Source organism: Pseudomonas sp. BJa5 (assembly GCF_030272875.2).
Classification (GTDB): domain Bacteria; phylum Pseudomonadota; class Gammaproteobacteria; order Pseudomonadales; family Pseudomonadaceae; genus Aquipseudomonas.
In genome coordinates, this window is record NZ_JALRNG020000028.1 from 18,067 (window position 1) to 38,155 (window position 20,089).

18 protein-coding genes are annotated in these 20,089 nt (G+C 64.5%); 7 read left to right on the forward strand and 11 right to left on the reverse strand.

The features are described from left to right. Window positions 1-9: 9 nt before the first annotated feature. The 3 genes from M2D63_RS16575 (at window position 10) to M2D63_RS16585 (ending at window position 4,272) form a co-directional block, all read left to right on the forward strand. Complete coding sequence (locus M2D63_RS16575; RefSeq protein ID WP_285864027.1) at window positions 10-1,314, forward strand: homoserine dehydrogenase; 1,305 nt, start codon at window positions 10-12, stop codon at window positions 1,312-1,314. 27 nt (window positions 1,315-1,341) lie between these two features. Next, window positions 1,342-2,751, forward strand: a complete 1,410-nt coding sequence (thrC, locus tag M2D63_RS16580; protein ID WP_285864028.1) for a threonine synthase — start codon at window positions 1,342-1,344, stop codon at window positions 2,749-2,751. Window positions 2,752-3,054: 303 nt separating this feature from the next. Next, a complete protein-coding gene (locus tag M2D63_RS16585) occupies window positions 3,055-4,272 on the forward strand; it encodes an EAL domain-containing protein (RefSeq protein ID WP_285864029.1) in 1,218 nt (405 codons plus the stop codon). Window positions 4,273-4,441: 169 nt separating this feature from the next. Here the strand turns inward: M2D63_RS16585 and M2D63_RS16590 are convergent, their stop codons facing one another. Both M2D63_RS16590 and M2D63_RS16595 read right to left on the reverse strand, forming a co-directional pair. Then, on the reverse strand, window positions 4,442-5,314 hold the full coding sequence (locus M2D63_RS16590; RefSeq protein WP_285864030.1) for a TIGR02285 family protein: 873 nt from the start codon (window positions 5,312-5,314) through the stop codon (window positions 4,442-4,444). Between the two features lie 45 nt (window positions 5,315-5,359). Beyond that, window positions 5,360-6,559, reverse strand: a complete 1,200-nt coding sequence (locus M2D63_RS16595; RefSeq protein ID WP_285864031.1) for a CaiB/BaiF CoA-transferase family protein — start codon at window positions 6,557-6,559, stop codon at window positions 5,360-5,362. Window positions 6,560-6,689: 130 nt separating this feature from the next. On the opposite strand from M2D63_RS16595, the gene M2D63_RS16600 reads away from it, so the two are divergent. The 3 genes from M2D63_RS16600 (at window position 6,690) to M2D63_RS16610 (ending at window position 10,208) form a co-directional block, all read left to right on the forward strand. Further along, window positions 6,690-7,232 (forward strand): YaeQ family protein, encoded by a 543-nt coding sequence (locus M2D63_RS16600; RefSeq protein WP_285864032.1) that lies wholly within the window; start codon window positions 6,690-6,692, stop codon window positions 7,230-7,232. Window positions 7,233-7,283: 51 nt separating this feature from the next. Next, the gene (gene recJ / locus M2D63_RS16605) at window positions 7,284-8,993 is read left to right on the forward strand and encodes a single-stranded-DNA-specific exonuclease RecJ (RefSeq protein WP_285864033.1); all 1,710 of its coding nucleotides are present in this window, start codon (window positions 7,284-7,286) and stop codon (window positions 8,991-8,993) included. Window positions 8,994-9,098: 105 nt separating this feature from the next. Next, on the forward strand, window positions 9,099-10,208 hold the full coding sequence (locus tag M2D63_RS16610; RefSeq protein ID WP_285864034.1) for an NADH:flavin oxidoreductase/NADH oxidase: 1,110 nt from the start codon (window positions 9,099-9,101) through the stop codon (window positions 10,206-10,208). A 120-nt stretch (window positions 10,209-10,328) separates the two neighbouring features. Here the strand turns inward: M2D63_RS16610 and M2D63_RS16615 are convergent, their stop codons facing one another. The 9 genes from M2D63_RS16615 to M2D63_RS16655 all read right to left on the reverse strand — a co-directional run bounded on the left by M2D63_RS16615 (window position 10,329) and on the right by M2D63_RS16655 (window position 19,043). Next, entirely contained in the window at window positions 10,329-10,661 is a 333-nt protein-coding gene (locus M2D63_RS16615; RefSeq protein ID WP_285864035.1) for a type II toxin-antitoxin system HicB family antitoxin, read from the reverse strand. Further along, window positions 10,658-10,912: a type II toxin-antitoxin system HicA family toxin gene (locus M2D63_RS16620; protein WP_285864036.1), complete on the reverse strand. Its 255-nt coding sequence runs from the start codon at window positions 10,910-10,912 to the stop codon at window positions 10,658-10,660. Before M2D63_RS16620 ends, M2D63_RS16615 begins: the two co-directional genes overlap by 4 nt. Before the next feature lie 81 nt (window positions 10,913-10,993). Next, window positions 10,994-12,418, reverse strand: a complete 1,425-nt coding sequence (locus M2D63_RS16625) for a gamma-aminobutyraldehyde dehydrogenase (RefSeq protein WP_285864037.1) — start codon at window positions 12,416-12,418, stop codon at window positions 10,994-10,996. A 19-nt stretch (window positions 12,419-12,437) separates the two neighbouring features. Next, window positions 12,438-13,244 (reverse strand): ABC transporter permease, encoded by an 807-nt coding sequence (locus tag M2D63_RS16630; RefSeq protein WP_285864038.1) that lies wholly within the window; start codon window positions 13,242-13,244, stop codon window positions 12,438-12,440. Further along, window positions 13,234-14,184 (reverse strand): ABC transporter permease, encoded by a 951-nt coding sequence (locus M2D63_RS16635; protein ID WP_285864039.1) that lies wholly within the window; start codon window positions 14,182-14,184, stop codon window positions 13,234-13,236. Before M2D63_RS16635 ends, M2D63_RS16630 begins: the two co-directional genes overlap by 11 nt. Before the next feature lies 1 nt (window position 14,185). After that, window positions 14,186-15,223 (reverse strand): ABC transporter ATP-binding protein, encoded by a 1,038-nt coding sequence (locus M2D63_RS16640; protein ID WP_285864040.1) that lies wholly within the window; start codon window positions 15,221-15,223, stop codon window positions 14,186-14,188. 114 nt (window positions 15,224-15,337) lie between these two features. Then, window positions 15,338-16,489, reverse strand: a complete 1,152-nt coding sequence (ydcS, locus tag M2D63_RS16645; RefSeq protein WP_285864041.1) for a putative ABC transporter substrate-binding protein YdcS — start codon at window positions 16,487-16,489, stop codon at window positions 15,338-15,340. Window positions 16,490-16,565: 76 nt separating this feature from the next. Beyond that, window positions 16,566-18,029 carry a gamma-aminobutyraldehyde dehydrogenase gene (locus tag M2D63_RS16650; protein WP_285864042.1) on the reverse strand — a complete coding sequence of 488 codons (1,464 nt, stop codon included), beginning with the start codon at window positions 18,027-18,029 and terminating at the stop codon, window positions 16,566-16,568. Window positions 18,030-18,128: 99 nt separating this feature from the next. After that, complete coding sequence (locus M2D63_RS16655) at window positions 18,129-19,043, reverse strand: LysR family transcriptional regulator (RefSeq protein ID WP_285864043.1); 915 nt, start codon at window positions 19,041-19,043, stop codon at window positions 18,129-18,131. A gap of 196 nt (window positions 19,044-19,239) precedes the next feature. On the opposite strand from M2D63_RS16655, the gene M2D63_RS16660 reads away from it, so the two are divergent. Then, window positions 19,240-19,935 carry a tellurite resistance TerB family protein gene (locus tag M2D63_RS16660; RefSeq protein ID WP_285864044.1) on the forward strand — a complete coding sequence of 232 codons (696 nt, stop codon included), beginning with the start codon at window positions 19,240-19,242 and terminating at the stop codon, window positions 19,933-19,935. Window positions 19,936-20,089: the final 154 nt, after the last annotated feature.

Below are 20,089 nucleotides of genomic sequence, written 5' to 3' on the forward strand. Positions count from 1 at the left end.
GAGTTCACAGTGAAACCGGTCAAAGTAGGCATCTGTGGGTTGGGGACCGTCGGTGGCGGTACCTTCAATGTACTTCAGCGTAACGCCGAGGAGATCGCCCGCCGTGCCGGGCGTGGTATTGAAGTGGCACAGATTGCCATGCGTTCGCCAAACCCGAATTGCCAGATTACCGGTACCCCCATTACCGCTGATGTGTTCGAGGTCGCAACGAACCCGGAAATCGACATTGTCATCGAACTGATCGGCGGCTACACCATTGCCCGCGAGCTGGTGCTCAAGGCCATCGACAACGGCAAGCACGTGGTCACCGCCAACAAGGCGCTGATTGCCGTGCACGGCAACGAAATCTTCGCCAAGGCCCGCGAGAAGGGCGTCATCGTCGCCTTCGAAGCGGCCGTGGCCGGCGGCATCCCGGTGATCAAGGCGATTCGCGAAGGCCTCTCGGCCAACCGCATCAACTGGCTGGCCGGGATCATCAACGGCACCGGCAACTTCATCCTCACCGAAATGCGTGAAAAAGGCCGGGCCTTCCCCGACGTGCTGGCCGAAGCCCAGGCCCTGGGCTACGCCGAAGCCGACCCGACCTTCGACGTCGAAGGCATCGATGCCGCGCACAAGCTGACCATCCTGGCGTCCATCGCCTTCGGTATCCCGCTGCAGTTCGACAAGGCCTACACCGAAGGCATCACCCAGCTGACCACCGCCGACGTGAACTACGCCGAGGCTCTGGGCTACCGCATCAAGCACCTGGGCGTGGCCCGCAGCACCGCCAATGGCATCGAGCTGCGCGTGCACCCGACCCTGATCCCGGCCGATCGCCTGCTGGCCAATGTCAACGGCGTGATGAACGCGGTCATGGTCAACGGCGACGCCGCCGGTTCGACCCTGTTCTACGGCGCGGGCGCCGGCATGGAGCCTACCGCCTCGTCAGTGGTGGCTGACCTGGTGGACGTGGTCCGGGCCATGACCTCCGACCCGGAGAACCGTGTGCCGCACCTGGCCTTCCAGCCCGACTCGCTGTCGGCGCACCCGATCCTGCCGATCGAAGCGTGCGAAAGTGCCTACTACCTGCGCATCCAGGCCAAGGATCACCCGGGCGTGTTGGCCCAGGTAGCCAGCATCCTGTCGGAGCGTGGCATCAACATCGAGTCGATCATGCAGAAGGAAGTCGAGGAACAGGACGGCCTGGTGCCAATGATCCTGCTCACCCACCGTGTGCTCGAGCAACGCATGAACGACGCCATCACCGCCCTGGAAGCCTTGCAGGACGTGATTGGCAGCGTGGTGCGTATCCGCGTCGAACAACTGAACTGAGCAGTCTTTGCGTTAGAGGAATAGGTCATGCGTTACATCAGTACCCGCGGCCAGGCACCGGCCCTGAATTTCGAAGACGTCCTGCTGGCGGGCCTCGCCAGCGACGGCGGCCTGTACGTGCCGGAGAACCTGCCGCGTTTCACCCAGGAAGAGATCGCTTCCTGGGCCGGCCTGCCGTACCACGAGCTGGCATTCCGGGTAATGCGCCCGTTCGTCACCGGCAGCATCGCCGATACCGACTTCAAGAAGATCCTCGAAGAAACCTACGGTGAGTTCGCCCACGCCGCGGTCGCCCCGCTGCGTCAGCTGAACAGCAACGAATGGGTGCTGGAGCTGTTCCACGGCCCGACCCTGGCGTTCAAGGACTTCGCCCTGCAACTGCTCGGCCGCCTGCTCGACCATGTACTGGCCAAGCGTGGCGAGCGCGTGGTGATCATCGGCGCCACCAGTGGCGATACCGGTTCCGCGGCCATCGAAGGCTGCCGCCGTTGCGACAACGTCGACATCTTCATCCTGCACCCGCACCAGCGCGTGTCGGAAGTCCAGCGCCGGCAGATGACCACCATCTTCGGCGACAACATCCACAACATCGCCATCGAAGGCAACTTCGACGACTGCCAGGAAATGGTCAAGGCCAGCTTCGCCGACCAGGGCTTCCTCAAGGGCACTCGCCTGGTGGCAGTGAACTCGATCAACTGGGCGCGGATCATGGCCCAGATCGTCTACTACTTCCATGCCGCCTTGCAGCTGGGTGGTCCGGCGCGTTCGGTGGCGTTCTCGGTGCCGACCGGCAACTTCGGCGACATCTTCGCCGGCTACCTGGCACGCAACATGGGCCTGCCGGTCAGCCAGCTGATCGTCGCCACCAACCGTAACGACATCCTGCACCGCTTCATGAGCGGCAACCAGTACGTCAAGGAAACCCTGCACGCCACCCTGTCGCCGTCGATGGACATCATGGTCTCGTCGAACTTCGAGCGCCTGCTGTTCGACCTGCACGGTCGCAACGGCGCGGCCATCGCCGGGCTGATGGAGAACTTCAAGCAGGGTGGTGGTTTCAGCGTCGAACAGGACCGCTGGACCGAAGCCCGCAAGCTGTTCGACTCGCTGGCCGTCGATGACGCGCAAACCTGCGAGACCATCGCCGAAGTCTTCGCCCAGACCGGTGAAGTGCTCGACCCGCATACCGCGATTGGCGTCAAGGCCGCACGCGAATGCCGTCGCAGCCTGGACACCCCGATGGTGGTGCTGGGCACCGCGCACCCGGTCAAGTTCCCCGAGGCGGTGGAGAAGGCCGGTGTCGGCAAGGACCTGGAGCTGCCTGCGCACCTGAGCGACCTGTTCGCCCGGGAAGAGAAGTGCACCGTACTGGCCAATGACCTGAAAGCCGTCCAGGCCTTCGTCAGCCAGCATGGCAACCGCGGCAAGCCGCTCTGATCGAGCGCCAGGCCTGTGACAAAGCCCGTCTCTGACGGGCTTTGTTTTTTCTGCAGGTGCGGCGGGGCGACGACTCGACTTGTCCCGCGATCGCGATGTTGTGCTCAATCGCGGGGCAAGCCCGCTCCTACAGAGGTTGCAGGATCAAACCCGGCGAGCCCAGGTGATGGCGGCACTCAAGGCCGATTTCCTGGGGGCGTTGATAAAAGTATCGGCAATCTTTAGGACTTTTCTGATAGGTGAGCGGCGCATTCTTGCCTACTCTGGCCCCCGTGTTGTCGAAGCTGCCCGGGGTAAGCGTTCATGCATTCATTGACTGTTCTGGTCCTTGAAGATCATCCCTTTCAACTGATGGCCCTGCATCAGATGCTCAATGCCAACGGGGTGTTCGATGTGCTCACGGCCGAGTCCGTCGAAGCCGCCTGCCAGACGCTGTCCCGACGTGGCCGGGTCGACATCGCCATTTGCGATCTGCAGATGGACGGCACCGATGGCTTGGCGCTGATCCGTCACCTGGCAGACAACGACCTTGCCGCCGCGCTGATCATCCTCAGTGGCGCCGAGCCGTGCGTGATCGATAGCGTCGGTGAGCTGGCCCGGCAGTTGGGGCTGAACGTCCTGGGCTGCTTGCAGAAACCGGCCAACTCGCTGGTGCTTCTGCAACTGTTGCGACGTTATCTCGACGGTGAGGCCATCGAGCCCCGGTTGCCGCAGGAGCCACAGTATCCGCAGTTGCTGGCTCTCTCGGCGGCGCAACTGGCCGACTGCAAGGCACAGTGGGTGGTGCACTACCAGCCCAAGGTGTGTTTCGGCGGCAAGCTGGCCGGCGTCGAAGCCCTGGTGCGCTGGCAGCATCCCACCCTCGGCCTGCTGTCGCCGGCGCAGTTTTTCCCGGTGATCGAGCGCGCCAACCTGTTCGATATCCTCAGCTGGCATGTGTTGGACCAGGCCCTGGCGCTCAGTGCGCAGCATCGCCTGGCCAAGGGGCGGGCGTTGCCTGTGGCCGTGAATATCGAGCCAAAATTGCTGGCCCGCAGCGATTTTCGCCAGCGTATTACCGCGGCGCTGGAGCGGCACAAGGTCCCGGCCAGCGACCTGACCCTGGAACTGGTCGAAACGCAAGGCAGCACCCTGGACAACCTGCAGCTCGAAGCACTGCTGCACTTGCGCATTCTGGGCTGCCAGCTGTCCATCGACGATTTCGGCCTGGGCGAGTCCAACCTGCAACGTTTGCTGGAACTGCCGTTCAGTGAGTTGAAACTGCCCAGCGAGTTCGTCCGTGGCATGGGCCAGGACGGCAAGAAGGCCGCCGTGGTGGCGGGCGCCTTGATCATGGCCCGGCGCATGAACCTGAAGGTGGTGGTCGAGGGCGTGGAGAGCGCCGATGATCTGCTGGCGCTCAAGGACCTGGGGCGGCCGGTGATGCAGGGCTACTTCATCGCCCGTCCCATGCCGGGGGCCGAGCTCTGCAGCTGGATCAGCGCGCGCACTGGCGCTGGCCTTGAGTCGTCCTGCAAGTAGAGAGACCGTGCACTGATGACGGAACCTTTAGCACTGCAGGCAATCAGATTCTATACGGGCAGTGGTGGGGTGTTTTGCTCCTGCACCCTTCGACTGTCACGAGCAGTCCTGCGGGACTTGTGTTGAACCCCGAGCGGCCTCCCCAACGTTCGGGGTTTTTTTTGCCTGCTCAAAGGCGTTCGCTGAAGAACTGCCGGCTGTCCTGCAGGTACTGATCACGCAACTCCGGGTCGAGCCACAGGGCGTAGAGGTCCGCCAGGGTCTGGCGGCGCGAGGGTTGCAGCAATTGATTGATATGCTTGACCGCCTCGCGCCCCAGGGGCGTGTCGGCGCAGCCCACGCGAATGAACTGGTAACGCGCGACCCCCTGGATGGGGTAGAACCGGTAATCGCTGCTCGACCAGCCTTGCTGCTGGATCATGTAGCGGGCTTCGGGCCAGTAGCCGAGCAACAGTTGCAGGCGCCCCAGTTGCTGCATCTGCAGCAGGTTGGTCGCAGCGTCGTTGCCGTAGTGGCGGCTGAGGGTGTCATTGGGCAAGGTCTTGAGCAGGGCGTCCACCGGCGGGCTGTAACTGCGCTCGGCCACCACGCCCAGCTTGAGCGGGGTATTGGCCATCAGTGCCGGCAGGTCGACCTGCTGGTTCTTCAGGTAGGGCGCCACCAGGGCCTGATCCTGCTGGCGAATCACCAGGCCGCTGCTGAGCATGCCCAGGCTTGGCTGCGAGAAGTGTACGTAACGGGCCCGTTCAGGTGTCCACAGCAGGGTCGGGTCGCAGGTCAAACTGCCTTCCTGCAGCATCTGGATGCCCCGCGCGCGGTTGACGCGGATGATGCTGTGTTCGTACTCGGGCATGTTGTCGATCAACATCGGCAGCAAGTGATCGATCACGCCCTGGCCCTTGCTCGCGCCTTCGTAGATGGTCAGCGGCGGCAGATCACGCAACAACCAGAGCAATCGCTCCTTGGCCCAGGCGCCACCCGGCGCCAAGGCGCAGAGCAGGGCGGCCAGCAAGGGGCCGAGTCGTCGACTGCACTTGGTCATTCGCGAGTCTCCACCAGCGGGCCGGAACAGGTCAGGTGCGAGGCATCAAACGGCGCCCTGCTCGCGCAGGCGGGCGATGCCCGGGGCGTCGTAGCCTAGTTCGCCGAGCAGGCGTTCGGTGTGCTCGCCCAGTTCCGGGCCGACCCACTCGGTGGAGCCCGGCGTCTGCGACAGCTTGGGCACGATACCGGGCATCTTGAACGGCTTGCCGTCAGGCAGTTTGGCCTGGAGGAACATTTCCCGGGCCAGGAACTGCGGGTCGCTGAACATGTCCTCGGCACTGTAGATGCGGCTGGCCGGGACCTGGGCCTCGTTGAGCACCTGCATCAGTGCGTCCAGCGGTACGCTGGCGGCCCAGCGGTCGATGACCCCGTAGAGCTCGTCGCGGCGCAGGTCGCGACCATCGTTGCTGGCCAATTGCGGGTCTTCGGCCAGGTCCTGGCGCCCGATGGCCTGCATGAAGCGCTTGAAGATCGCATCGCCATTGGCGCCGATCTGCACATGCTTGCCATCGGCGCTGGTGTGGATCGACGAGGGTGTGATGCCCGGCATGATGTTGCCGGTGCGCTCGCGGATGAAGCCGAACACGTCAAACTCCGGGACCATGCTTTCCATCATGGCGAAGATCGCCTCGTACAGGGCCACGTCCACCACCTGGCCTTCACCGCCATTGACCTCGCGATGACGCAAGGCCATCAGGGCGCCGATCACGCCCCAGAGCGCGGCGATGGAGTCGCCGATGGAAATCCCGGTACGCACCGGCGGGCGGTCTTCGAAGCCGGTGATGTAGCGCAGCCCGCCCATGGATTCACCGACGGCACCGAAGCCTGGCTGGTCTTTCATCGGGCCGGTCTGGCCGAAGCCGGATAGGCGCACCATGACCAGTTTCGGGTTCAGCGCGTGCAGGGTGTCCCAGCCCAGGCCGAGTTTTTCCAGCACGCCTGGGCGAAAATTCTCGATCAGGATGTCGGCATCGGCCAGCAGTTTCTTGAGGATCTCGATGCCTTCGGGATGCTTGAGGTTGAGGGTCAGCGACTGCTTGTTGCGCGCCTGGACGAACCACCACAGCGAGGTGCCTTCGTACAACTTGCGCCATTTGCGCAAGGGATCGCCGCCGTCGGGCGACTCGACCTTGATCACCTGGGCGCCGAACTCGGCGCAGATGCGAGAGGCGAAGGGGCCGGCGATCAGGGTGCCGAGTTCAACGACTTTAAGACCGGCAAGAGGTTTGCTTGGCGTAGGCATGGTGCATCCGTGGCGGCGGGTCGGAATCTGGGTTTTTATCACAGGCGGGCGCGCTCAGATACTGTCGCGGGGCAAGGATTGCAGGGATCGGTTAGACTGGGCGACTTTTTCTTGCCGCAAGAAGCCCGCCATGGCCCAGCCTTCCACGACCTACAAATTTGAACTGAACCTCACCGACCTTGACCGCGGTGTGTACGAAAGCGTCAAGCAGACCATTGCCCGCCACCCTTCGGAAACCGAAGAGCGCATGGCCGTTCGTTTGCTGGCCTACGCCCTGTGGTACAACGAGCAGTTGTCGTTCGGGCGCGGTCTGTCGGATGTGGACGAAGCCGCCCTGTGGGAGAAGAGCCTGGATGACCGCATCCTGCACTGGATCGAAGTCGGCCAGCCCGATGCCGAGCGCCTGACCTGGTGCTCGCGCCGTACCGAGCGCACCAGCCTGCTGGCCTACGGCAGCCTGCGCGTGTGGCAGAACAAGGTGGTCGATGCGGTCAAGGGCCTGAAGAACCTCAATATCGCCGCCGTGCCCCAGGACGTGCTGGAAACCCTGGCCACCGACATGCCGCGCTCGATCAAGTGGGATGTGATGATCAGCGAAGGCACGGTCTTCGTCACCGATGACCGTGGCCAGCACGAAGTCCAGCTCGAATGGCTGCTGGGCGAGCGCGGCTGAAGTCGCGCACCCCATCCCCTACACCTGATTCACGAGAAGCCCTGTCGCCCCATGCGTATCGAACCACGCCCGCTGCCCTCGACCTTGCCCTTCCTCGGCGACCTGCCGCCCCTGCTGACCCGCCTGTATGCCGCCCGTGGCGTGCAGGCGCCAGAGGAGCTGGACAAGAGCCTGGCACGCCTGTTGCCGTTCCAGCAGCTCAAGGGTATCGACGCGGCGGTGGACCTGCTGGTCGAGGCCCTGGATCAGCGGCAGCGCATCCTGATCGTCGGTGACTTCGATGCCGACGGTGCCACCGCCAGTACCGTCGGTGTGCTGGGCCTGCGCCTGTTGGGCGCAGCCCATGTCGACTACCTGGTGCCCAATCGCTTCGAATATGGCTACGGCCTGACCCCGGAAATCGTCGAGGTTGCCCTACAACGCCAGCCACAGTTGCTGGTGACCGTGGACAACGGCATCTCCAGTGTCGAGGGTGTGGCGGCGGCCAAGGCGGCCGGGCTCAAGGTGCTGGTCACCGACCACCACCTGCCGGGCAGCGAACTGCCGGCTGCCGATGCCATCGTCAACCCCAACCAGCCGGGCTGCGCATTCGCCAGCAAGGCCCTGGCCGGGGTAGGGGTGATGTTCTACGTGTTGATGGCCTTGCGCGCCCGCCTGCGCAGCCTGGGCCATTACGACACCCGACCGCAGCCGAACATCGGCGAGCTGCTCGACCTGGTTGCCCTGGGCAGCGTGGCCGACGTGGTGCCGCTGGATGCCAACAACCGCATCCTGGTGCACCAGGGTCTTGAACGTATCCGTGCCGGGCGCGCCCGGCCGGGGCTCAAGGCGATCCTGGAAGTGGCCCGCCGCGACCACGGACGCATCACCTCCACTGACCTTGGCTTCATCCTCGGCCCGCGCCTGAATGCCGCCGGACGCCTGGACGATATGAGCCTGGGCATCGAATGCCTGCTCAGCGACGACCCGACCCTGGCCCGGGAAATGGCCGTGCAACTGGATGAACTGAACCAGGACCGCAAGTCCATCGAACAGGGCATGCAGCGCGAGGCCCTGGCCCAGCTCAAGGACCTGCCGCTGGAATCGATGCCGTTCGGCCTGTGCCTGTTCGAGCCCGACTGGCACCAGGGAGTAATCGGCATCCTCGCCTCGCGCCTCAAGGAGCGCTACCACCGTCCGACCATCGCCTTTGCCGATGCCGGTGAAGGCATGCTCAAGGGCTCGGCCCGTTCGGTGCCGGGTTTTCATATCCGTGACGCACTGGACGCCGTGGCCGCGCGCCACCCGCACCTGATCAGCAAGTTCGGCGGCCACGCCATGGCTGCCGGCTTGTCGTTGCCAGCGGACAACTTCCCGGCCTTTGCCCAGGCCTTCGACGAGGAAGTACGCCGGCAACTGCGCGAAGACGACCTGACCGGCCGACTGCTGTCCGATGGCACTCTGGCGGTGGAGGAGTTTCACCTGGAACTGGCGCGCGCCCTGCGCCATGCCGGTCCCTGGGGCCAGCACTTCCCCGAACCGCTGTTCCACGGCGTGTTCCAACTGGTCGAGCAACGGGTGGTAGGGGAGCGGCACTTGAAGGTGGTGCTCAAGAGCGAATGCGGCTCGGTCAAGCTCGATGGCATCGCCTTCGGTATCGACCGCGAGGTCTGGCCCAACCCCACGGTGCGCTGGGTGGAGCTGGCCTACAAGCTCGACGTCAACGAGTTTCGCGGACAGGAAAGCGTGCAACTGATGATCGCCCACATGGAGCCGCGCTGAAACTGCGGCGGGCAAAGTGGTCTAGGCTCTAAAGGACCGGCACCGGGCCAAGGGGAAGCATGAGCGTTCGGGTCGGCCTACCATTGGAGTCCCGGGAGGTCCCTCATGAGCCTGCTGCTTGAGCCTTATACCCTGCGCCACCTGACCCTGCCCAACCGCATTGTCGTCTCACCCATGTGCCAGTATTCGGCAGTCGATGGCCTGGCCAACGACTGGCACCTCGTGCACCTGGGCAGCCGGGCGGTGGGCGGCGCCGGGCTGGTGTTCACCGAAGCCACCGCAGTCACCGCCCAAGGGCGCATTACCGCCCAGGACCTGGGCCTGTGGGACGACGCGCAGATTCCGCCGTTGCAACGCATCACCCGCTTCATCACCGCCCAGGGCGCCGTGCCCGGGATCCAGCTGGCCCACGCCGGGCGCAAGGCCAGCACCCACCGGCCCTGGTTGGGCAAGCATGGCAGCGTGAAGGCCGAAGACGGCGGCTGGACGCCCGTGGGCCCTTCGCCGATTGCCTTCGACCCGGAACACGCCAAGCCCACCGAACTGAACAAGGCGCAGATCGACGACATCATCCAGGCCTTTGTCGAGGCGGCACGGCGGGCACTCAAGGCCGGCTTCAAGGTCGTGGAGGTGCATGCTGCCCATGGCTACCTGTTGCATCAGTTCCTTTCACCGCTGAGCAACCAGCGTCGGGATGAATACGGCAGTTGTTTCGAGAACCGCATCCGCCTGACCCTGCAGGTGACTGAAGCCGTGCGCGAGGTCTGGCCGGAGGAGTTGCCGGTGTTCGTGCGCTTGTCGGCCACCGACTGGGTGGAGGATGGCTGGAACCCGGATGAAACCGTGGAGCTGGCCAAGCGCCTGAGGGCGCTGGGCGTCGACCTGATCGATGTGTCTTCGGGGGGCACCTCTGTGAACGCGGAGATTCCCGTGGGGCCGGGCTACCAGACCCGGTTTGCCGAAAGGATCCGCGTCGAGTCGCGCATTCCGACCGGCGCGGTGGGGATGATCACCGATTCGATGCAGGCCGAGCACATCCTGCGCCAACCCCAGGCCGACCTGATCTTCCTGGCCCGGGAACTGCTGCGTGACCCGTATTGGCCGCTGCATGCCGACGAAGACCTGCAGCCGGGGCTCAAGGCCATCTGGCCGGCGCAGTACCAGCGGGCGACCCATCGGGAGCAACCGATCCACGAGTCCGACCTGCGTGATTGATCACAGCCGATCGACTGCAGGTAGGAGCGGGCTTGCCCCGCGATGTGACTGTCAACATGCAATCGCGGGGCAAGCCCGCTCCTACCGAGCCTGACGGCAGCGGCTACGCGCAATGGTGCTTCAGGCGTGCGCTGCCCGGTTCAACACTTCGCTGACCCACTGGTTGATACTCTTGTCGGCCAGTTCAGCCTTTGCAGCCACACTGGCATGCAGTGCGGGCTCCAGACGCAGGCTGAGCTTGCCGGAGTAAGCTTTTTGCGGCTCTCGTCCCAGGCGGGCACAGGTCTGCAAGTAATCGTCGACGGCTTCTTCGAAAGCATTGCGCAACTCGCTGACCGATTCGCCGTGAAAACCGATGACATCGCGGATACCTGCCACATGGCCAATCAGCAATTGGTCTTCATCGCTGTATTCAATGCGGGCGGCATAGCCTTTGTAGGTCATAACATTCATGGGGTCACTCCTGCCTGTTCGAGAAACGGGCGTGCATCGCGAATCTGGTAAGGCTTGGCCTCTTTGTCCGGGTGAGGGCGATGAAAGGTCGCAATCACGCCGTTGAGTTCGAAGCGAACTCGGGAGCCTCTGCCTTCGATGAGCCTGGCCCCTGCGCCGAGCAACAGTGATTCGATGCGGGCCCATTCCAGGCTTCGGGGTAGTGGTTTGCCGAAGATCGACTTCAGTGTGCCGCGTTGATGATTATTCATGGTATCAGATTATGATACCAGCCCATAAGCATCAACGCGGTTCCTGTGGGAAAAGGCCGTGAGTGATGGGGGATCTTGCCTTTAATGCTTGAACATCACATGCCGCACACAGGTGTAATCCTCCAGCCCATACATCGACATGTCCTTGCCATATCCCGACAGCTTCTGCCCACCATGGGGCATTTCGCTGACCAGCATGAAGTGGGTGTTGACCCAGGTGCAGCCGTACTGCAACCGCGCCGACACGCGGTGGGCGCGACCGACATCGGCGGTCCACAGCGACGAGGCCAGGCCGTAATCGGAATCGTTGGCCCAGGCCAGCGCTTGCTCTTCGGTATCGAAGCGGGTCACCGACACTACCGGGCCAAACACTTCACGGCGCACGATCTCGTCATCCTGCCGGGCGTCGGCCAGCACCGTCGGTTCGAAGAAGAAACCATCACCCGGCACCACCTTGCCACCGGTCACCAGGCGGATATGCGGCTGGGCAATGGCGCGCTCGACCATGCCGACAACCTTGTCGCGGTGCTGGGCGCTGACCAGTGGGCCCAGCTCAGTGCCTTCGGCGTCCTGCAGGCCATGCTTGATGCTGGCCACCGCAGCGCCGAGCTTTTCGACGAACTTTTCGTAGATCCCCGCCTGGGCATAGATGCGGCACGCCGCCGTGCAGTCCTGGCCGGCGTTGTAGAAGCCGAAGGTACGGATGCCGTCCACGGCGGCATCGATGTCGGCGTCGTCGAAGATGATCACCGGCGCCTTGCCGCCCAGTTCCATATGGGTGCGTTTGACCGTGTCGGCGGTGCTGGCGACGATATGGGCGCCGGTGGCGATGGACCCTGTCAGCGAGACCATGCGCACTTTCGGGTGGGTCACCAGCGGCGCGCCCACGCTCTGGCCCTTGCCGAACAGGATGTTCAGCACACCGGCCGGGAACAGCGGCGCGGCCAGTTCGCCCAGGCGCAGGGCGGTCAGCGGGGTCAGCTCGGACGGCTTGAGCACCACGGTGTTGCCGGCGGCCAGGGCCGGGGCGATCTTCCAGGCGACCATCATCAACGGGTAGTTCCACGGCGCGATGGACGCCACCACGCCCAGCGGGTCGCGGCGGATCATCGAAGTGTGGCCCGGCAGGTACTCGCCACCGGCCGAACCACTCATGCAGCGATTGGCGCCGGCGAAGAAGCGGAACACGTCGGCAATCGCCGGCAGCTCGTCGTGCAGCGCGGCATGGTAGGGCTTGCCGCAGTTGTTCGATTCCAGGCGCGCCAGCTCCGGGGCATGGGCGTCGATCAGGTCGGCCAGTTTCAACAGCAGCAGCGAGCGCTCCTTGGGCGTGGTCTGCGACCAGGCCTCGAACGCATGGTCGGCGGCGCGCACGGCACTGTCCACCTGGGCCGCCGTGGCCTCGGGGATCTCCACCAGGGTGGTGCCCAGGGCCGGGTTGAGCACGGCATGGCTTGCGCCTTCACCGGTAACCAGTTGGCCGTTGATCAGCAGTTTGGTTTGCATCGGGGAAATCCTCCGGGAGTTATTTGCCGCTGCCGGCAACACTTTCGCCGCCGCGGGTCAGGTAATAGGCGCCAAGGATCGGCAGCATGGTCACCAGCATCACCAGCATGGCGACCACGTTGGTCACCGGTACGTCCCGCGGGCGGCTGAGCTGGTTGAGCAACCAGATCGGCAAGGTGCGTTCGTGACCGGCGGTGAAGGTGGTGACGATGATCTCGTCGAACGACAAGGCAAAGGCCAGCATGCCGCCGGCCAGCAGGGCCGAGCCGAGGTTGGGCAGGATGATGTAGCGGAAGGTCTGCCAGCCGTCGGCGCCCAGGTCCATCGACGCTTCGATCAGGCTCTGGGAGGTGCGCCGCAGGCGGGCGATGACGTTGTTGTAGACGATCACTACGCAGAAGGTCGCGTGGCCGACGACGATGGTGAAGATGCCGGGCTCGATCCCCAAGGTCTTGAAGGCCGACAGCAGGGCGATACCGGTGATGATCCCGGGCAGGGCGATGGGCAGGATCAGCATCAGCGAGATGCTTTCCTTGCCGAAGAAGTTGCGTCGGTACAAGGCCGCCGAGGCCAGGGTGCCGAGCACCAGGGCGATCAGGGTGGCCAGGCACGCGACCTGCAACGACAGCTTGATCGACTCGAGCACGTCGGGCCGTGCGAACGCCACGCTGAACCACTTCAAGGTAAAGCCCTGGGGCGGGAAGCTGAACGCCGCGTCTTCGGTGTTGAAGGCGTAGAGGAAGATGATCAGGATCGGGAAGTGCAGGAACACCAACCCGCCCCAGGCGGCCAGGCGCAGGCCCAGCGAGGCTTTTTCAGAGTGCATCGAAGGCCCCCAGGCGTTTGACGATGGACAGGTACAGGGCGATCAGCACGATGGGCACCAGGGTGAAGGCTGCGGCCATCGGCATGTTGCCGATCGCGCCCTGCTGGGCGTAGACCATGCCGCCGATGAAGTAGCCGGGCGGGCCCACCAGTTGCGGCACGATGAAGTCGCCCAGGGTCAGCGAGAAGGTGAAGATCGAGCCGGCGGCAATGCCCGGCACCGACAGCGGCAGGACCACCTGCATGAAGGTCTGCCGCGGCCGTGCACCGAGGTCGGCCGAGGCCTGCAGCAGCGACGGCGGCAGGCGCTCGAGCGAGGCCTGGATCGGCAGGATCATGAACGGCAGCCAGATGTAGACGAACACCAGAAAACGCCCCAGGTGCGAGGTCGACAGGGTGCTGCCGCCCACCCCCGGGATGCCGAGGATGAACTGCAGCACGGCTTCCAGGTGCAGTTGCTGGACGAACCACTGGGCCACGCCGCCCTTGGCCAGCAGCAGGGTCCAGGCGTAGGCCTTGACGATGTAGCTGGCCCACATCGGCATCATCACCGCGATGTAGAAGAACGCCTTGGTCTTGCCGGTGGTGTAGCGCGCCATGTAGTAGGCGATCGGGAAGGCCAGGGTGGCGCTGGCGAGGGATACGGCGATGGCCATCACCAGGGTGCGCAGGATGATGTCGAAGTTCGCCGGGTTGAACAGCGCGGCGAAGTTGGCCAGGGTCAGGTCCGGCGTCACCGCCATGGTGAAGTCGTCGAAGGTGTAGAAACCCTGCCACAAGAGGTTCAGCAGCGAGCCGAGGTAGATCGCGCCGAACCACAGCAGCGGCGGGATCAGCAGCATCAGCAGGTACAGGTTGGGGCGCCGGTAGAGCAGGTTGGAGAGGCGCCGAAGCGGCGAGTCCGCCGGCTGCACGGCCGGTTTTTCCAGGGCCAGGCTCATCTCAGCGGCCCTCGCCCAGGACGGTTTCCTGCAGCGCGGTCATCGCCTCGCGGGCCCAGCGGGCCTGCACGCGCTGGCCGGGTTGCCAGCTCTGTGCCTGCTCCTGCCATTGGTTGTTGGCCTGGCTCACCGCCAGCAGCTGGCCGTTGTCCAGCTTCAGTTCGAAGCGGGTGGCGCTGCCCTGGTACTGGATATCGTGGAGCAGGCCGCTGACCTGTACTTCATGGCTGGCGGCGGTGCCCTCCAGGCGAATGTGTTCGGGGCGGATGGAGAAGGGCAACTGGCTGCCGTTGAGCTGTTCGGCCAATTCGCCGCGGACCACGTTGGAGGTGCCGACGAACTCGGCGACGAAGGTGGTGGCCGGTTTCATGTACAGGTTGCGCGGGGTGTCGACCTGTTCGATGCGCCCGCGGTTGAACACCGCCACGCGGTCGGACATCGACAGCGCCTCGGTCTGGTCGTGGGTGACGAAGATGAAGGTGATGCCCAGTTGGCGCTGGAGTTTCTTCAGTTCGCTCTGCATCTGCTCGCGCAGCTTCAGGTCCAGGGCACCGAGGGGCTCATCGAGCAGCAGCACCCGTGGTCGGTTGACCAGGGCGCGGGCCAGGGCCACGCGCTGGCGCTGGCCGCCGGACAGCTGCGCCGGCTTGCGTTCGCCATAACCGCCCAGGGCGACCATGGCCAGGGCCTCCTCGGCGCGGGCGTGACGCTCCTGCTTGCCGACGCCCTTGACCTTCAGGCCATAGGCGACGTTGTCGCGTACGTTCATGTGCGGGAACAGCGCGTAGTCCTGGAACACCGTGTTCACGTCGCGCTGGTAGGGCGGCAGGCCTGCGGCCTCGGCGCCGTGGATGCGGATCGAGCCGCTGCTGGGTTGTTCGAAGCCGGCGATCAGGCGCAGGCAGGTGGTCTTGCCCGAGCCTGAGGGGCCGAGCATGGAAAAGAACTCGCCGTCCTGAATGTCGATGGAAACCCGGTCGACGGCCTTGACCTCGCCGAAGGTGCGGGAAACCTGGGTGAACTGGACTGCAAGGGTCATGATGGTGTTGCTCCGGGGGAAGGCTTTTGAATGCTGGCGAGGCGGGGCTCGCAATCGCGGGGCAAGCCCGCTCCTACCGGATCTGTAGGAGCGGGCTTGCCCCGCGATAGGGCCTCAACGGCCGCCCATGATCGCGATGTAATCCTGGGTCCAGCGGCTATAGGGCACGAACTTGCCGCCTTCGGCCTGCGGGGTTTTCCAGAAGGCGATCTTGTCGAAATTGTCGAAACCGTTGGTCTTGCAGCCTTCGGCGCCGAGCAGTTCACTGCCGGTGCAGGCCGCCGGTACCGCCGGCAATGAGCCGAACCAGGCCGCCACGTCGCCCTGGACCTTCGGTTGCAGCGACCAGTCCATCCACTTGTAGGCACAGTTCGGATGCTTGGCTTCGGCATGCAGCATGGTGGTATCGGCCCAACCGGTGGCGCCTTCCTTCGGAATGGTCGAGGACACCGGCTGCTTGTCTGCCTGCAGGCCGTTGACCATGTAGCCCCACGAACTGCTGGCCACCACGCCTTCGTTCTTCACGTCGCTCATCTGCACGGTCGCGTCGTGCCAGTAGCGATGGATCAGCGGCTGCTGCTGGCGCAGCAGGTCGAGCACGGCCTTGTACTGGGTTTCGTTCAGCTCATAGGGGTTCTGGATGCCCAGTTCCGGCTTGGCCGACTTCAGGTACAGCGCTGCGTCGGCGATGTAGATCGGCCCGTCATAGGCTTGCACGCGGCCCTTGTTCGGCTTGCCGTCGGGCAGCTCTTGCGGTTCGAACACCACGCTCCAGCTGGTCGGCGCCTGCGTGAACACGTTGGTGTTGTACATCAGTACGTTCGGACCCCACTGGTAAGGGGTGCCATAGGCTTGCTTGTTCACCGTGTACCAGGCGCCATCCTTCAGGCGCGGGTCGATGTTCTTCCAGTTGGGGATCAGCGCGGTGTTGATCGGTTGCACCCGCTTGCCGACGATCAGGCGCAGCGAAGCGTCGCCCGAGGCGGTCACCAGGTCATAGCCACCCTTGGTCATCAGGCTGACCATCTCGTCGGAGGTGGCGGCGGTCTTGACGTTGACCTTGCAGCCGGTCTCTTTCTCGAAACCGGTCACCCAGTCGTAGGCCTTGTCGCTTTCGCCGCGCTCGATGTAGCCGGGCCAGGCGACGATGTCCAATTGGCCTTCACCAGCACCCACCGCCTTGAGCGGCTCGGCGGCCTGCAGGCCGGTGCTGACCAGCAGGGCGGTACTCAGGGCGCTGAGCAATGCGGTCTTGTGCGCTGACATGGTGTTCCCTCTTGTTTGAAATTATGGTCGGGGCAGTGGCAAACAAAGGTACAAGCGTAGTGCGGTTATGGTCGGTTCATTCAAGGTGCTCGCCATGGCGCGCCATGATGTGGCGCACCACGCTGTAGTCCTGCAGCGAATCGCTGGACAGGTCCTTGCCGTAGCCCGAGCGCTTCAGGCCACCATGGGGCATCTCGCTGACCAGCATGAAATGACTGTTGATCCAGGTGCAGCCGTACTGCAGGCGGTTGGCGATCTGCATGGCCTTGTCCAGGTTGCGGGTCCACACCGAAGAGGCCAGGCCGTATTCGGAGTCGTTGGCCCAGTCCACGGCCTGGCTCAGTTCGTCGAAGCGGGTCACCGTGACCACCGGGCCGAACACCTCGCGCTGGACGATCTCGTCGCTCTGCCGACAGCCCGCCAGCAGCGTCGGCTGGTAAAAGAAACCCGGGCCCGAATGCACGGCGGCACCGGTCACCCGTTCGATATGCGGCTGGCTCAGGGCGCGCTCGACGAAACTGGCGACGCGGTCGCGCTGGCGCGGGGTGATCAGCGGGCCGATCTCGTTGTCGGCGTCGCGCTTGCCGGCAAAACGCAGGCTCGATACCGCGCTGCCCAGCTCCGCCACCAGCCGGTCGTGGATGCCGGCCTGGGCGTAGATGCGACAGGCGGCGGTGCAGTCCTGGCCAGCGTTGTAATAACCGTAGCTGCGCACACCTTCGATCACGGCCTGTAGGTCGGCGTCGTTGCAGACGATCACCGGGGCCTTGCCACCCAGTTCCAGATGGGTGCGCTTGAGTGTGCGGGAGGCGGCCTGGAGAATTTTCTGGCCGGTGACGATATCGCCAGTCAGCGACACCATGCGCACCCTGGCGTGGCTGACCAGGTGGCTGCCGACGCTTTCGCCACCCCCGCAGACAATGTTCAGCACACCGGCCGGCAGCAGTTCGTTGAGCGCCGGCGCCAGGGCCAGGATCGACAGCGGGGTGTGCTCGGAGGGCTTGAACACCAAGGTGTTGCCGGCCGCCAGCGCCGGGGCGATCTTCCAGGCGGCCATCATGATCGGGTAGTTCCAGGGGGCGATGGAGGCGACCACGCCGAGCGGGTCGCGGCGCACCATGCTGGTGTAGCCGGGCAGGTATTCGCCCGCCAGCTGGCCGGTCTGGCAACGCACGGCACCGGCGAAGAAGCGGAACACATCGATGGCCGCCGGCAGGTCGTCCTGGCGCGCCAGGTGCAGGGGCTTGCCGCAGTTCAGGGCTTCCAGGCGGGCGATGGGTTCAAGTTGTTTTTGCAGGGCATCGGCGATGGCCAGCAGCACATTGGCGCGTTGTTGCGGGGTGCTGCGCGACCAGCTGGCGAAGGCACGGTGTGCGGCCTGGATGGCCGCCTCGACCTGCTCGGCGCTGGCTTCGGGCACCTGGGCAAGGACTTCACCGGTGGCCGGGTTGAAGATGGCCTCGGCGCGACCGGCGCCGGCCACCAGCTCACCATCGATCAGCAGCGCGGTACACAGCGGGGTAGAAGATGTAGCTGGCATGCGGGCTCTCTTTGTTCTTGTGGCGGCCGTTGCATCAGCCTAGAGACTAGAGTGGCCCGCGCAGGCCGACAAATTCTAAATATTGAAGGCGGCGTTCGATTAAATCGAATGCCTGCGACCGCCGGCCGGTTGTTCCCTCGCCACGGTCAGGAACGGGTCGACCAGCGCCGGGCGAGCCGTGCCCCGGCGCCAGGCCAGGCCGACGTCGAGGGTCTGGTTCAGGTCGGCCAGCGGCCGTGCTTCGATGATGTCACCTTCCAGCGACCAGGGGCGGTAGGTCATGTCGGGCTGGATCGACACCCCCAGGCCTGCCGCCACCAGGCTGCGCACCGCTTCGGTGGAGGCGGTGCGCAGGCTGATATTGGCCTGTAGCCCGGCGTCGGCCCAGATGCGCCGGGCATTGTCTTCCATCTCGTCGACATTGAGCTGGATCAGCGGCTCCTCGGCCACCTCGGCGAGGCTGATGCTGTCGCGCTCCAGCAGCGGGTGCTGGGCCGGCAGCCAGAGGCGGTGGGGCGAGTGGGTGAGGACTTCGGTCTGCAGGGCCAGGCGGTCCTCCAGGTTGGAGAGGATCAGTACGCCGACGTCGATCTCGCCGCTGACCAACAGGTGTTCGATGTAGGGGCGTTCGTCTTCGGTGACGCGAATCTCGACATTGGGGTAGGCGCGCTGGAAGCGGGTCAACAGGTCGGCCAGGTAGTAGCCGGCGACCAGGCTGGTCACGCCGATGGTCAACTGCCCGGCGATCTGGTCGGTGCTCTGCTGCAGGCTGCGCTTGGCGTTGTCGACGGTGGCCAGGATCAGGTGCGCCTGGCGCAGGAACTGATGGCCCTGGTGGGTCAGGGTCATGCCCTTGGCGTGGCGGTTGAAAAGGCTGACGCCAATTTCCTGTTCAAGCTGCTGGATGGCCAGGGTGAGGGTCGACTGGGAAATGAACACGGCCTGGGCGGCAGCGGAAATCGAGCCGGTTTCGGCGACGGCGATGAAGTGCCGGATCTGGCGCAGGGTCATCATGAGGGAGGCTTCGTATTGATTTTATCGTTTGATGGAAGTGTATATCTTATTTTTCGATGGTGATGTGCTGCCCACATCGCGGGGCAAGCCCGCTCCCACAGGGGGATCTGGAAATGTTGTGACAAGATTGCGCCAGGCCGGGGCGGCGAGGAGGGCTTATTCTTGGCGTTCATTTCCCGCACCGTGGAGACACGCGATGAATACCCGTGGTTTGCTCGACCAGTTGCTCAAGTCCGGCCAGGAGCTGTTGCAGAACCCGTCCGGCAAGGCTTCCGCTGGCAAGTCCGGTGGCAGCGGTGGCCTGGGCAGCCTGCTCTCCGGTGCCGGCGGCGGCGCCCTCGCAGCCGGGGTCATGGGGTTGCTGATGAGCAGCAAGAAGGCCCGCAAATATGGTGGCAAGGCAGTGACCTATGGCGGCCTGGCGGCGCTCGGGGTGCTTGCCTACAAGGCCTATGGCAACTGGCAGGCCAAGCAGGGCGCGGCTGCCCGGGGCGAGCCGCAGACCCTCGACCGCCTGCCGCCGGCCCAGGTCGAACAACACAGCCAGGCCATCCTCAAGGCCCTGGTGGCAGCGGCCAAGTCCGATGGTCATGTCGATGAGCGCGAGCGGGCCCTGATCGAGGGCGAATTCGTCAAGCTGTCCAATAACGACCAGGAGTTGCAGCACTGGCTGCACGACGAGCTCAACAAGCCCCTGGACCCTGCCGATGTGGCGCGCGCTGCCCGCTCCCCGGAAATGGCGGCCGAAATGTACATCGCCAGCGTCATGCTGGTGGATGAGGAGCATTTCATGGAGCGCGCCTACCTGGACGAGCTGGCCCGTCAGCTCAAGCTCGATCCGGCCCTCAAGGTCGAACTGGAAAACCAGGTGAAGCAGGCGACCGGTCAATAATTACGGGCTAATTGCCAGCAGGGTGTGAAGCCGTTCCGGTTCTGCCCGAAAGTCAGCCGCAAAAGCGCGTGGCGCCTGGGCTATACTTCGCCCATTTTTCTGCGCGCGTAGAACACTTGGGGGCTGACTGTGAAAAACTGGACCTTGCGCCAAC

Bases quoted from the DNA above. Each gene is read 5' to 3' on its own strand.
- M2D63_RS16585 (WP_285864029.1), top strand. From the start codon at position 3,055: ATGCATTCATTGACTGTTCTGGTCCTTGAAGATCATCCCTTTCAACTG.
- M2D63_RS16650 (WP_285864042.1), bottom strand. From the start codon at position 18,029: ATGCCAGCTACATCTTCTACCCCGCTGTGTACCGCGCTGCTGATCGAT.
- M2D63_RS16590 (WP_285864030.1), bottom strand. From the start codon at position 5,314: ATGACCAAGTGCAGTCGACGACTCGGCCCCTTGCTGGCCGCCCTGCTC.
- M2D63_RS16595 (WP_285864031.1), bottom strand. From the start codon at position 6,559: ATGCCTACGCCAAGCAAACCTCTTGCCGGTCTTAAAGTCGTTGAACTC.
- M2D63_RS16625 (WP_285864037.1), bottom strand. From the start codon at position 12,418: ATGCAAACCAAACTGCTGATCAACGGCCAACTGGTTACCGGTGAAGGC.
- M2D63_RS16655 (WP_285864043.1), bottom strand. From the start codon at position 19,043: ATGATGACCCTGCGCCAGATCCGGCACTTCATCGCCGTCGCCGAAACC.
- M2D63_RS16635 (WP_285864039.1), bottom strand. From the start codon at position 14,184: ATGAGCCTGGCCCTGGAAAAACCGGCCGTGCAGCCGGCGGACTCGCCG.
- M2D63_RS16610 (WP_285864034.1), top strand. From the start codon at position 9,099: ATGAGCCTGCTGCTTGAGCCTTATACCCTGCGCCACCTGACCCTGCCC.
- M2D63_RS16620 (WP_285864036.1), bottom strand. From the start codon at position 10,912: ATGAATAATCATCAACGCGGCACACTGAAGTCGATCTTCGGCAAACCA.
- M2D63_RS16600 (WP_285864032.1), top strand. From the start codon at position 6,690: ATGGCCCAGCCTTCCACGACCTACAAATTTGAACTGAACCTCACCGAC.
- ydcS (WP_285864041.1), bottom strand. From the start codon at position 16,489: ATGTCAGCGCACAAGACCGCATTGCTCAGCGCCCTGAGTACCGCCCTG.
- M2D63_RS16630 (WP_285864038.1), bottom strand. From the start codon at position 13,244: ATGCACTCTGAAAAAGCCTCGCTGGGCCTGCGCCTGGCCGCCTGGGGC.
- recJ (WP_285864033.1), top strand. From the start codon at position 7,284: ATGCGTATCGAACCACGCCCGCTGCCCTCGACCTTGCCCTTCCTCGGC.
- M2D63_RS16615 (WP_285864035.1), bottom strand. From the start codon at position 10,661: ATGAATGTTATGACCTACAAAGGCTATGCCGCCCGCATTGAATACAGC.
- M2D63_RS16660 (WP_285864044.1), top strand. From the start codon at position 19,240: ATGAATACCCGTGGTTTGCTCGACCAGTTGCTCAAGTCCGGCCAGGAG.
- M2D63_RS16640 (WP_285864040.1), bottom strand. From the start codon at position 15,223: ATGACCCTTGCAGTCCAGTTCACCCAGGTTTCCCGCACCTTCGGCGAG.
- thrC (WP_285864028.1), top strand. From the start codon at position 1,342: ATGCGTTACATCAGTACCCGCGGCCAGGCACCGGCCCTGAATTTCGAA.